General features: G+C 41.0%; 11 protein-coding genes. 3 read left to right on the top strand and 8 right to left on the bottom strand.

Annotated features, from left to right (window positions below; all coding sequences use genetic code 11):
• The 3 genes from QSJ81_RS25450 to QSJ81_RS25440 all read right to left on the bottom strand — a co-directional run.
• A partial coding sequence (locus QSJ81_RS25450) for a molybdopterin-dependent oxidoreductase (RefSeq protein ID WP_285720091.1) occupies window positions 1-3,068 on the bottom strand: 3,068 nt, incomplete at its 3' end.
• 27 nt (window positions 3,069-3,095) lie between these two features.
• The gene (nrfD, locus tag QSJ81_RS25445) at window positions 3,096-4,193 is read right to left on the bottom strand and encodes an NrfD/PsrC family molybdoenzyme membrane anchor subunit (RefSeq protein ID WP_285720090.1); all 1,098 of its coding nucleotides are present in this window, start codon (window positions 4,191-4,193) and stop codon (window positions 3,096-3,098) included.
• 12 nt (window positions 4,194-4,205) lie between these two features.
• The gene (locus tag QSJ81_RS25440; protein WP_285720089.1) at window positions 4,206-4,913 is read right to left on the bottom strand and encodes a 4Fe-4S dicluster domain-containing protein; all 708 of its coding nucleotides are present in this window, start codon (window positions 4,911-4,913) and stop codon (window positions 4,206-4,208) included.
• Between the two features lie 342 nt (window positions 4,914-5,255).
• Here QSJ81_RS25440 and QSJ81_RS25435 point away from each other — a divergent pair, with 342 nt between their 5' ends.
• Genes QSJ81_RS25435 through QSJ81_RS25425 form a run of 3 tightly spaced genes read left to right on the top strand, consistent with a single transcriptional unit; the run spans window position 5,256 to window position 8,235 of the window.
• Complete coding sequence (locus QSJ81_RS25435; protein ID WP_285720088.1) at window positions 5,256-6,176, top strand: substrate-binding domain-containing protein; 921 nt, start codon at window positions 5,256-5,258, stop codon at window positions 6,174-6,176.
• A 1-nt stretch (window position 6,177) separates the two neighbouring features.
• Window positions 6,178-7,578: a HAMP domain-containing sensor histidine kinase gene (locus tag QSJ81_RS25430; protein ID WP_285720087.1), complete on the top strand. Its 1,401-nt coding sequence runs from the start codon at window positions 6,178-6,180 to the stop codon at window positions 7,576-7,578.
• A 6-nt stretch (window positions 7,579-7,584) separates the two neighbouring features.
• Window positions 7,585-8,235 (top strand): response regulator, encoded by a 651-nt coding sequence (locus QSJ81_RS25425; RefSeq protein WP_285720086.1) that lies wholly within the window; start codon window positions 7,585-7,587, stop codon window positions 8,233-8,235.
• A gap of 56 nt (window positions 8,236-8,291) precedes the next feature.
• Here the strand turns inward: QSJ81_RS25425 and QSJ81_RS25420 are convergent, their stop codons facing one another.
• The 5 genes from QSJ81_RS25420 to QSJ81_RS25400 are packed head-to-tail and all read right to left on the bottom strand — an operon-like array spanning window position 8,292 to window position 12,595.
• Window positions 8,292-8,492: a twin-arginine translocase TatA/TatE family subunit gene (locus QSJ81_RS25420; protein ID WP_285720085.1), complete on the bottom strand. Its 201-nt coding sequence runs from the start codon at window positions 8,490-8,492 to the stop codon at window positions 8,292-8,294.
• A 48-nt stretch (window positions 8,493-8,540) separates the two neighbouring features.
• Entirely contained in the window at window positions 8,541-9,512 is a 972-nt protein-coding gene (moaA, locus tag QSJ81_RS25415) for a GTP 3',8-cyclase MoaA (RefSeq protein ID WP_285720084.1), read from the bottom strand.
• Between the two features lie 56 nt (window positions 9,513-9,568).
• On the bottom strand, window positions 9,569-10,315 hold the full coding sequence (tatC, locus tag QSJ81_RS25410) for a twin-arginine translocase subunit TatC (RefSeq protein WP_285720083.1): 747 nt from the start codon (window positions 10,313-10,315) through the stop codon (window positions 9,569-9,571).
• Between the two features lie 27 nt (window positions 10,316-10,342).
• On the bottom strand, window positions 10,343-11,359 hold the full coding sequence (locus tag QSJ81_RS25405; RefSeq protein WP_285720082.1) for a molybdopterin-binding protein: 1,017 nt from the start codon (window positions 11,357-11,359) through the stop codon (window positions 10,343-10,345).
• Window positions 11,360-11,380: 21 nt separating this feature from the next.
• A complete protein-coding gene (locus QSJ81_RS25400; RefSeq protein ID WP_285720081.1) occupies window positions 11,381-12,595 on the bottom strand; it encodes a molybdopterin molybdotransferase MoeA in 1,215 nt (404 codons plus the stop codon).
• Window positions 12,596-12,675 lie beyond the last annotated feature (80 nt).

Here is a 12,675-nt window from a genome sequence, read left to right as displayed (position 1 = left end):
ACGTCTTTACTGCCATTGGCAAAGTGGCCGCTTCCCAATGAAAAGCCAACTACTCCTGGACGTATTCCCTCGGTAACTTTTACTTTACCAGATATCACCTTCGTACCTTGCAATCCTAGATTCCAAACTCCATCTGGACAAGTAGCCGATGTTACTTTTACAACATCACCATTACTTAAACCAAGTTTATCAGCATCTAACTTGCTAACCAACAAACTATTTTCTTCTTCAAGAGCAAGTAGCCAGTAGTCAGCAGCTGTGCGAGTCTTAGTGTGCTGAATGGTTTTATAGGTAATCAGTGTTAGATCGTAACCATCTTTCTCATCTGTCAGGGGCTTACCTATTGAGTCTTGGATCTCGGGAATGTAAGTAGCCATCCCAGTGAAATGCTTCCCGGTCATGGAGTTTTTGGTTTGGGCCGTTTTCTCTACATACATATTTACCAGCGTACCATATTTATTCTTGACTTTCTCTCCATCCCAAGCGGCGTTATACTCTTCAAATCTTCCCCCACGATTTAATACATAAACAACTTTACGCCAGCTCGACTCGCCACAAGCCGCCTTCCATCTCTCCGGATTAAATACACTTTTAGGTAAGTGCCTGCGAGCTTCCATAAATATTTTTATTTCTTCCTCTGTAGCATCAGGCACCGCCTTGCCATCAGTGGCCACATTAGCTACTTGTTTCAAATACAGCTGATCAAAATGAGATAATGGAAGATTGGCTCCAAATCCATTAGGACCGAACCCAGGCATATTCATTTTTTCTGCTAAACCTAGAAGGAAGGATTCAAGGCCTAGAGGCATATCTTCACCAAATACGGTAACGGTTTCCGTAAGAGGAGCTGCTGCTGGTTGACGAATAGGCATCGTTTTATAAGGTATACTTGGATGTCCGCCATGCATTTCCCAACGCTCAAGATAGGTCAGATCGGGGATAATATAGTCCGCATAAACCGAAGTTTCACCAATGGTCGTATCAAAGGTAACAAATAGTGGTATCTTGTTCACATCGGATAAGGTATCTAAAACAGCTTGGGCGGCCGGCAAGGAGTATACGGGTGAACCCATATATAAAAATAGTGATTTCACTTGATATGGATACATATCCATGGCGGATGGGACAACTTCCTGATAAATATCACTAATCAGCGGGAACCAAGGGCGTTTAGCCGGATACCCGGAGAATAGTGTACTTTCCTCATATTTAACGCCAGTACGAATAATAGGTGTGCCAAAAGGAGCAATCTTTTTTGGATGATTTCCGATGCTGAAAGGTTGACCAGGTTTGCCACCTGCTGTTCCGTACTCAGATTTGGCAATGAAACCGCCGCGATAGTCATAGTTGCCATTAAGTAAATTCAATGTATTCCAGGCTAACACATTGTAGAAACCGTTAGTATGCTGGGATACACCACGATGAATATCCACCACAGCTTTTTTACCATGACTAGTAAATTCTTTGGCTAATTGCTCGATTACAGCTGCTTCTGTACCAGCTTCCACAGCCCATTCATCAATACTATGAGCTTTCGCTTCTTCATATAATAGCTGCATGACTGATTTCAGTTTAATACCATTGATCTCCGTGTCAACAAAAAGATCACCATACACGGCTGCCTTTTCATCATTAGGATCAACTTCTACTGCTTCTCCGTTATTAAACACCACAAATTTTTCATTGACATAAGTCTTGCCCTCTTTGGTAATCATTTCTTTTTCGAAACCGATTTCATGGCTCCTCAAGAATAAAGTAGGCTTGCCGTCGACCATTTTGATTAAACAAGGAGCATTACTCCACGTTGGTTCGCCTGTCGCCTTTGCCGCTGCCTTATTGGCGTTCATTAGATATTTTTGGTCATAACGTTTGTTCTCGATGATCCAGCGCATCATACCCATGGCAATGGCTGTATCTTTGCCTGGAATAGACGGAACCCATTTCCACGCATGAGTTGCGGCTTTACTATAGCGGGGATCAATAACAACATACTTCATTCGCCCTGAACTAATACCTTCTGTAATATGGCGAGTACGAAGGGGTGGACCATAATTAGCCTCAAATACATTAGCGCCGACGAAAATCACAAATTCAGCTTCCTCAAGCTCAGCCTGCCAGTAAAATTTCTTCCCGTCCATCCATGACATGGCATTTTTCTTGGCATCATACTTCCATTGCTCACTCATGGCCTTGCCAGTAAAATACAGGGACCCTTGACAAACTGTCGTGTGTCCATGTGCGTTGTTCGAAGCAAATGAGTCAAGGGTAAAACGCTTGATTAAATCTCCCCGTCCATCCTTCAAACGGCCCCACCAAAAGACAAACTGATTGTTTTTCGGTCCGAGATCTGGATGATTAGGATCAATCATTCCTTCCAAATGGTCTTTAAATTTGACTTGAAACTCTTGAACAAGAGCTCCTTTCTTCCCTTTATCTTTTTCGCCTAAAATCTTACCAACGAAATCGCCCATCTCTTTCGCAATTTTAGGATCGCGCACGGCCCACAATGTATCCATACCTTCCACTACTCTATCCTGTTCACCTGGAACGTTAGCAAACAGCTTGCCACCACTGGCAATTTCATTAATAGCTTGGTCAAAAGGAATACTTTCCCATTTGTTCTCACCACGCTTACCCACACGTTTCAATACCTTTCGAATACGGTAGGGATCATAGTATGTTTGAATGCCAGCCTGCCCCTTCGGACACAGTGCACTATCGATGGTTTCCACATCACGAGTTTTACTATCATAAGATAGATGAGGGCTCATTGTCCAAGGAGAATACGGATTGCCATCAATCTTTACTAATACTCCATCCAAGAATTTAGTTTTTATTGAACAACCAGTATTACATTGCAAACAAGTGGTATAGATGATATTTTCCGCCTGATTCAGCATATATTCATCTTCCGGAGTCAATGTTCCAGCCTTAGCTTTCTCATATAAACTCATAAGTTTGCTATCACTACCTAAAAATGCAGCACAACCCATTGCCACAGTACCCGCGATAAAGCCTCGGCGGCTGAATTTATTATTTAACACTTTTTCTACTATATTCTTAGTCATGATTTTTCTCTCCTTATCCCCATTACTCTAAGTTATTACTTCGACTGGTGGAGTCTGCTTCTTGTCTTTCATCGCGAAAAACTTAGTGACCACAAAATTTGCCACCAAGAGCAGTCCCGATAAGAAGCCAATTGCAACGATCCACTCCACGCTAGACGGAGTATAGGTCAAGGACAATCTAGCATGTTGAAAAGCATTGGATATTCCCGGAATAGTCTCTTGACTAAATCCGTAGCGTACAAAGCTATACTTGTAGGCTGCTAAGCCAAACAGAACGAGGAATGGAGGCACAAGATTCACCTTATCAGATTTCTTAAACAGCATGGTAAGAGGAGCTATTACTCCAACGATCAAGAACATTCCCCAAAAAGGCACCGCTGTCCACATGGTTTTGGTTAAAATAACCTTTTCTGCTCCACCAGCTAGACCACTAGCTAAATGTATTCCTTCAACAACAACGTGAGTTATCACTGCAAAAATCAATGTTCTTCTTAGAAAAGCCCCTTGCGCGACTATGATATTTCTACTACTGATGAGTCCAACAGCATAAACCATACCGCATCCAGCGGCTACGGCAGAGGTAAAAAACGAAAGAGGTGTTAGCCAAGTATGCCATAACGTCCGCGCAACCATACCACCAAAAAACAAACCTTCAGCAAGGACAAATCCGGCTGCTGCTACACCAGCAAGAATCATAAACACCCTTTTGGCTTGTGTCAGAAAATAACCAGCAAGACATCCGAAGAATAGGGTATAAATCCAGGAGGCCCAAGTCAACTTAGAGCTAAACGAAGGACTTAAGAATATAGAACTACCTTTCAGCGGTTTACCAAGGTCAATACCAATAAACGCCAAACCGAATGCCAAACTAACGCCAGCTACAATTAAGCTAAGGTTGGTTAATTGATTCGGTTCTCCATGGTTACGATAAGCAGCGTAAATTCCCGTCCAAGCCGCTCCAGCGGCTAAACCAACCAAAAAAATATATAATCCTACCCACAATCCCCATGTGGTATAGGAACCATAATTGGTTACACTTTCACCCCAAACAAATACTTTACCTAGTGCGAGCACCGCACCAATAGCAAATAACGCCAGCAAAATTATGTTACTCTTTTTACTCACGAGCCGCACCTCCTAAATATAATATACTTGCGGGTTATTACCCGTTTCTTCTTTAAGACGATAGGTTTTATTTGCCGATATCACTTGGCTAATAAGAGTTTGATCATCATTTAGATCACCAAAATACGTGGCACGACCTATGCAGGTTGATACACATATAGGAAGCAATGCTTTAGCAATGCGACTGGTACAAAAATGGCACTTTCTTGCGCTACTAATCACATCACCATGCTTACTATCTCTGTGCCATACTTTTTCATATTCATAAAATCCAGCCTTTTCGTATGGCTGAACGGCGGGAGTCCCTTCCGTATAATAGGCTCCTGTATCAAAAGTCCTGGCACCATAGGGGCAGTTTGAAATACAGGCTCGGCAACCGATGCATTTCTTATAGTCGATAGAAACAATCCCATCGGCTTCTTTCTTCGTGGCAGCCACAGGGCATACAGATACGCAAGATGGCTTTTCGCACTGAAAACAAGGACGAGGCAGAAATTTTCTTTTTGTATTCGGAAATTGTCCACTCTCATAATCCATTACAGGCCGGTATACTACTCCAGGTGGCAGTTTATACTCTGACACGCAACCAATCGTACAGGCATGGCAACCGACACATTTCCGAGTGTCGATGAGCATCCCCCAGTGACGCTTTTCTGGCGGTTTTTGAAGTGTTCTTGTCAAATCACTTTGCATGGTGAGCAAAATATCTTTTCTCTCCATAAAGCCTTCCTCCCTACTCTTCTCTCCTTCGCCAAATATGGGCAGGCACTGTACGAGTACCCTATCGGCTGTTTATCACAGCTCGGAGATCTGTATAGTTTCGTACAAATACATTATCTCATTTTTCAAAAAATACGGGTATAAGTAAAACCCACATACTTTTGTAAGGGAAAACACTTACATGAAACTATGTAAGTGTTTTCAGTAGCCTTTAATAAAGCAATGGAGACTTTTGACTATTGTCTTATGCAGGGATAAGTGGTCAAAGTAGAGAAATCTTTATCTAAATGACGTCTTATGACCGAAGATTGGACTATCAATCTTTCTTATATGGAGGCTTACATGAGAAAATTATTTATGACTATATTGGTACTATTGATGGGTGTATATCTAAGTGGCTGTTCTTCGTCTCCAACTAAAATTGTGCATCTCAACAATATAGATTCACAAGTCCTTGTAAAAGATAAAATGCCTGATCCGGTTCCTTTACGAGTTGCTGTATCGTCTATTTTATCTCCAAAGGAAACGTTGACTGTCTATCAACCCTTGATTGATTACCTTGAGATGAAACTTGGGTATCCAGTGATACTTCTTCAACGCAAGTCCTATAAAGAAGTTAATGATTTGCTGCAGGTAGGTAGTGCTGATGTCGCATTTGTCTGTAGCGGCGGCTATGCAGCCGGTAGTGAGAGTTTCGGTATGGAACTTTTGGCTATTCCTACCGTAAAGAATGAACACGTATACCAGTCTTATATCATTACCAATCAGAACACGAAAGGTGACTCTATTTTAGATTTACGTGGACGCTCCTTTGCCTTTACCGACCCCATGTCATTTTCCGGACGCATTGCACCAGTTTATATGCTAGAATCTCATGGTATTGACAGTGCTACCTACTTTGGACGTACTTTTTATACGTATAGCCATGATAATGCAATAAGAGCTGTGGCTGATGGAATCGCCGACGCCGCTGCAGTAGACAGTATCGTATTTGATCATACTTTAAAGCGAGAGCCAAACCTTGCTACAAAGATCAAGGTGATTGATAAATCAATCCATGTAGGTATTCCCCCTGTTGTTGTCAATCCATCCCTCGATGCGACGCTAAAACAACGAGTGCAAGCACTACTTCTTGCTATGAATGAAGATGAAGAGGGGCAAAAGGCATTACGAGCTTTAGAATATGATAAATTCGTTACTCCTGATTACCAGGATTATGCCCACTTAAAGTCAATATGGTTGTCTACAAAGGAGAAACTATGACATGAAAATACTATCACAAAGTTTCTTCATCAAAATTGTGGCGATCTTATTGTTTATTTTACTGTTATTAGCAGGAACTAATATGTTCCAAACTAGACTTGTAATGGAAAAATTATTTACTGAACAACAAGAAAAACGCGGGCTTTCTATTGCCAATATGTTAGCAACACAAGCATCGAATCTTATTTTGATTAATAATTATTATGATTTACATGAATTAGTCAAGAATACGCAGCAGTCTAACGATGATGTGCGATACGCTTTTGTTGTGGGGGTTAATGGTGAATTATTAGCGCACTCCTTTCAGAATCATTTCCCGGCTGAATTATTATCAGCCAATATTCCCGAAGTACCGTCACATTATCAGGTTACTGAGTTATCTACAGAAGAGGGCGTTATTCGCGATATCGTTGTTCCGATTTTTGAAGGGCGATTGGGAACAGTGCATATTGGTTTGAGTAATAAAAGTCTACAGGCAGTACTCAATAGTACTACCAAAAAGATGTTGTTTTATACGTTGGCTGCCGTCTTGGTTGGAATTATGCTTACCATGTATTTGACCAATCGCTTAACCAAGCCTATACGTGAATTGGTCAGGGTAACAAGCGCAATAACAGCAGGTGACTTTACCCAACGGGCTGTTGTTCATTCTGGGGATGAATTAGGTAAACTCGGATTAGCCTTTAATTCAATGACTGAATCCCTTCAAAAACTTGTGGCAGAACTTAACCAGAAAGAAGAAGCAATGGTTCATCTGTTACAAAAAGTTATTGTGGCTCAAGAAGAAGAGCGTAAACGTATTGCCAGAGAACTCCATGATGAAACAGGTCAAACCTTGACTTCACTTATGATGGGTCTTAAATGTCTAGCTGACAATTGTACTGGAAATAGTAGTGAATGCCAGATAGAAGACATGCGCAGGGTAGTCAAAGATACCTTAGGCAGAATTCATAGCCTAGCTGTAGAATTGCGACCAAGTATTTTAGATGATATGGGCTTGATTGCAGCCCTTGAAAAATACATTGCCGACTATCGCCAAACACACCAAATCGATATTGACTTTCACGTAGTACAGGAAATCAGCGAACGTATTCTGCGCGAAATTGAAATTCCAGTGTATCGCATTGTACAGGAAGCACTCACAAATATAGCAAAATACTCGCAGGCTCAAAACGTGAGTGTAATCATTACTCGTAAAAGTAATGTGCTGGAACTCATCATTGAGGATGATGGAATCGGTTTTGAAGTAGATGTCTTAATGAATGGTAATGCCAGCAATAATAAATTAGGATTATATGGTATGCGGGAACGGGCAATTTTAGTTGGCGGAACATTCACCATTGAGTCATCTCCAGGGCTAGGTACAACCATTTATGTACGAATACCACTTGTTGAAAGGTAGGGCACTATGAGCGAAATTAAAATAATAATCGTGGATGACCACGCTTTAATGCGTGCCGGATTAAAGTCTTTGTTAGCGAATCAATCGGATATCCTAGTTATTGGCGAAGCAGAAAGCGGCGATGCCGCTTTACTTCTTATAGAAACGGCCAAACCTGATATTGTATTATTGGATATCTCCATGCATGGGATGAATGGATTGGAATGCCTTACGAGCATTAAGCAACGTTCACCCGATATAAAAGTCATTTTACTTACTATGCACGAAGACATTAGCTATTTACGGCAAGGCTTTGCAGCGGGAGCGATGGGCTATGTATTAAAGAAAGCAGCGGATGATGTGTTGTATCATGCAATTCGTACGGTATTTGCTGGCGAGGTATATATTCAATCCAGTATGGCTCAATCATTGCTTACAGAGTGTAAAGAACCTCAGCCGCCAATTGCCTCACCAAATACGAAACCCTTAAGCGCACAAGAAAATAAAGTTCTTACACTAATCGCGCTTGGTTATTCCAATGCCGAAATAGCCCAGCAGCTTATGGTAAGCGCCCGTACCATTGAAACATATAAGTATCGAATTATGGAAAAGCTCCAAGCAAAAAAACGCTCTGATTTGGTAAAGTATGCAATAGAGCAGGGTATCATCGTAAAATAAAAAATGGCAGGAATGTAAGGCACAAGCCCTCATTCTTGCCATTTCTATTTAAATCGTTATATCTTTTTTTCCTCGTTTTGTAATAAATCTTTATCTTTAGCAGGTTCTTCTTTTTCGCGCTCTAACGTAGTTGCCCGCTTAAATTCCTGAATACCTCTTCCTAGCGCCTTTCCCACTTCCGGTAATTTCCCTGGACCAAAAACAACTAAGGCAATCACTAAAATTACTGATAATTCAGCCATACTAAAACTAAACATATTTCAATCCTCCAATCATTTATAGTACTACGTTTCCATCCAATTAAATTAACCTCCCGTTTGGAACATACCTCGCTGAAATACCTCTTTGCCATCTAAACCATGTTGAGCAGACTTTTGCCATATACAAAGCCTTAATCGATTCTCAATGTCAAAATCCGTAGCCCCTGCACGCATCTTTCTTTTAATATCAATTTCGAAGTTAGATAATAAACATGGCTTAAGCCGCCCATCTGCAGTAAGACGAATTCGATTGCATTGATTACAAAAGTGTTCAGTGGTAGCGGATATAAACCCAATGCTACCTTGAGATCCCGGGAATCGAAACACAGTAGCCGGACCATCGCTACCAGGTTGTTCTACTAGAGTACCCCATCCTGCTTGGTTAAGAGTTGCCTTGATTTGCTTGGTTGGAACAAGTAGATTTCTACTATCAGAATTAAATTGCATATATTCAATGAAGCGGATTTCATATGATTTCTCGAATGACAGTCGGGCAAAATCGATTAATTCATCCGTATTGATGCCATTCATAACCACTACATTTAACTTGATGGGCGTAAATCCAGCCTGCTCCGCACTTTTTATCCCCATGAGAACTTGGCGAAACATAGAACGCTCCGTTATTTTATTAAAACGATCTTCGCGTAAAGTATCCAGGCTGATATTTACTCGATCTAGTCCTGCTTTTTTCAACTGCAGCGCATACTGGCTTAGTAAACTCCCATTAGTTGTCATAGATAAGTCTTGAATTCCTGGAATTTTTCTAATCTCTGCAATAAAAGGAATGAGATCCTTCCTTACTAAAGGCTCCCCGCCCGTAATACGTATTTTGGTAATACCCGCTTTCACCGCTATACGGATCATACGCAACAGCTCATCATAGCTGAGTATCTCTCTTTCGGGGAACCATTTTGTATTTCCTGCAGGCATACAGTAGGAACAACGAAAGTTGCATTTATCAGTAACAGAAACTCGTAGATACCGAATGTTTCTCCCATAGGAATCTATAATTCCCAACTATATCAGCTCCTTTCACCACTCCCTAGAGAGCACGAAGACAAATAGTTATTTCCTCATTTTCTCAGTACATATTTTACAATCATAATGCTGATCTCATAGAGTATGAGCATGGGAAGCGCTACCATCGTTTGAGAGAGAACATCTGGTGTGGGTGACAAAACCGCACCCATTACAAATGCCAATACCAAGAAGATTTTACGTTTGCTTATTAAAAACATAGAGCTGATGATACCTAAATTGGCCAGCAGCATAATCAACAAGGGCAATTCGAAAATAAAGCCAAAAGGGAGTAAAAATGAAATAACCAGAGATAAATACTCACTCAATGAAAACATGGGCTGCAGATTCTCAGTGGCAAACCCCATAAAAAATATAATGCCTGCTGGCAATACCAAATAATAAGAAAATGCCAGACCAGCGAAAAATAATATTACTGACGATGGTACGACAATTGCCAATGCCGTGCACTCTTTCCTTTTTAGTGCTGAGATGATAAAGGCCCAAGCCTGATATAATACCACGGGTAAAGCTAATAAAAAACCTGCAAAAAATGAGATCTTTAGATAAGAAAAAAAGGCTTCTGCCGGATTCATATAATATAAATGTCCCGCAGGAACAGTAATCCATTGCAGTATTTCTGCAGCATAGAAATAACTGATACCACTACCAACTGCTACTGCTACTATTATTTTAATTAAACGAATTCGTACTTCTTGCAATTGATCAAGCATCGAAATCAGCAAAGCCGTAATCTCTTGCATTGGTTCCGTATCACTCTTCTGATTATCTAGCTCTAACATAAAACCATTCTCCACCAACCTCTCCATCTATTTGCAAAAAGAACAATTAGGATAACGACAACCATCTGGGCAAGTTTGGCATAAGCCACCATGCCCTAAAGAAGTAATGTACTGACGAGTTATTTTCTCACCAATCAATACCTTGGGTAAGACGACATCCAATACCGTGACCTTGCTAAACATTCCGCAAGCTGGAATACCTAAAATAGGAGTCTCCCCCAGATAGGCAACTAAGAACATGGCACCCGGTAGAACAGGTGTACCATATATGATAGTTCTCGCTCCCGCCTTACGAACAGCTACTGGAGTAATATCATCTGGGTCAACTGACATACCTCCCGTAACAAATACCAAATCATTTTGGGCTGCAAGAGTTTGAATTGCAGCCGTTATTTTCTTTACATCATCCGGCACAAACATAGTTTGTGTTAACTGACTTCCTAACGCTTCTATCTTCTTTTTAATGACTCCCTCAAACTTATCCTCAATACGTCCATAATAAACTTCACTACCAGTAACCACTAATCCAGCCTTTTGTGGAGTGAATGGCTGAACTCGAATGATTTCCTTTCCTGCCCTCAGCTTTTTCACTTTTTCTAACAAGACCCGTGGTAAGGTAAGAGGAATAATCTTAGCGCTGGCCACTAGCTGCCCTTTTTTTACTACAGTATCTGTGTGCAGGGTGGAAAGAGCGACCCCTTTCATTCCGTTAATTTTCCTTAGAATACTTACATCAATTTTTAATAACCCTGCATTAGCTGCTCTTATATTTACTTTTCCTTCGCCTGGCTCATCCAATATCAAATTTGCACCAGCTGCTACTTCAGCTAATCCTTGGGCCGCTTCGTTTTCGTGTATATTCTTGGTGCCTATTTCCATTACATAAACATGATCTTTTCCCATACTTAACATGATAGGAATATCCTCGGGCTTAATAACATGGCCTTTCTTAAAGGCTACGCCCTTAAATTTCCCTGGTTCTATTTTTGTTAAGTCATGTCCGAGAATCATACCGATAGCTTCCGTCACATGTATTACTTTCATCAAATTCCCCCTGAAAATGGATTAGGATAACAGTAGTATTGCTTCAAGCTCGACACCATCCTCTAAGGCAACACTCCCCTCGGGGATATCTAGCAGAACATTTGCTTTTAACATAGATCTTAGCATACCATTACCCTGATAATGAAGAGGCTCAGCAAAGAGCATTCCCTGTTTTTCCCAACAATGCGCCCAGACAAATCTCCTAGTGTCAGAAGCTTTTTTTATTTCACCATGTAACTTTACTTTCACCCTAGGCCTGTGCCATTTTTGAACTCCCGTCATTTTAAGGAGCAAGGGCCGAACTAGAACCTCGAAGGAAACACTGCCTGCGGCTGGATTTCCCGACAATGCGATAAATAGTGAATCCTTCCATTGTCCTGCTAAAACAGGCATTCCTGGTTTGATGGCCACTCTGTTGAAAAGCATGGGAATTTGCAATCTTGCAAATAATTTTTCCATTAAATCATAATCACCAATGGAGGCTCCCCCAGTTGTAATATAAACAGATAAGCCTGGATTGGTATAAAATTTTTCTGCAATAGCCTCAATATCATCTTCTACTTGCCCTAATAGGATCGGTTCACCACCCGCTAGAAGTACCTTGGCAAGCAGCATATAACTATTCGTATCACGTATTTTCCCTGGGCTCAATGCTTCAGCGGCAGAAATCAGTTCACTGCCAGTAGCCAAAATACCAACTTTAGGTTTTTCGTAAACCAACGGGGTAACATGGCCCAGCATGGCTAGCATGCTTAACTCTCCCTCCTTTAAACATGTCCCTTGTACCAAAACGACTTCTCCACTACGGATTTCCTCTCCTTGGAAACAAATATTTTTACCCATTTGTTCTGAATAATGTTTAATTTCTACGTATTCTCCATCCATGATGGTATCTTCCAATCGGATCACTGCATCGGCGCCTTCTGGAATCTTAGCACCTGTCATGATTCTCGTTGCTTCACCAGCTTCCACTTTCTTAGTAGGCCATGTTCCTGCAGGCACGTAATCAACCTGTTTTAAAAGCACTGGTTTTTGTGGACTGGCCTTTTGCACATCCTTTAGGCGAAAGGCATAACCATCTAACGGTGAACGATCAAAGGGCGGAAAGTCCATATCGGATATGATATCTTCTGCCAAAATACGATCCAAGCATTTTTCTAAAGGCAACCGCATACTACAGCTAGGTTGTACTAATGGAAGTAGTGTTCGTAGTGCGTCTTCTAATAAAACTGTCAAAATGCATTCCTCCCATTCTTTATTCGAAAATGCTGTACTAAAAAATCACATAGCCTGACTTCATCTTCAAATCCAAAAAA

The organism is Pelosinus sp. IPA-1 (assembly GCF_030269905.1).
Classification (GTDB): Bacteria; Bacillota; Negativicutes; order DSM-13327; family DSM-13327; genus Pelosinus.
This window is presented reverse-complemented; position numbering and strand designations above follow the sequence as displayed.

Excerpts from the sequence above, each read along its gene's own strand:
- QSJ81_RS25440 (WP_285720089.1), bottom strand. The coding sequence starts at position 4,913 with ATGGAGAGAAAAGATATTTTGCTCACCATGCAAAGTGATTTGACAAGA.
- QSJ81_RS25420 (WP_285720085.1), bottom strand. The coding sequence starts at position 8,492 with ATGTTTAGTTTTAGTATGGCTGAATTATCAGTAATTTTAGTGATTGCC.
- QSJ81_RS25425 (WP_285720086.1), top strand. The coding sequence starts at position 7,585 with ATGAGCGAAATTAAAATAATAATCGTGGATGACCACGCTTTAATGCGT.
- QSJ81_RS25430 (WP_285720087.1), top strand. The coding sequence starts at position 6,178 with ATGAAAATACTATCACAAAGTTTCTTCATCAAAATTGTGGCGATCTTA.
- QSJ81_RS25405 (WP_285720082.1), bottom strand. The coding sequence starts at position 11,359 with ATGAAAGTAATACATGTGACGGAAGCTATCGGTATGATTCTCGGACAT.
- QSJ81_RS25435 (WP_285720088.1), top strand. The coding sequence starts at position 5,256 with ATGAGAAAATTATTTATGACTATATTGGTACTATTGATGGGTGTATAT.
- tatC (WP_285720083.1), bottom strand. The coding sequence starts at position 10,315 with ATGTTAGAGCTAGATAATCAGAAGAGTGATACGGAACCAATGCAAGAG.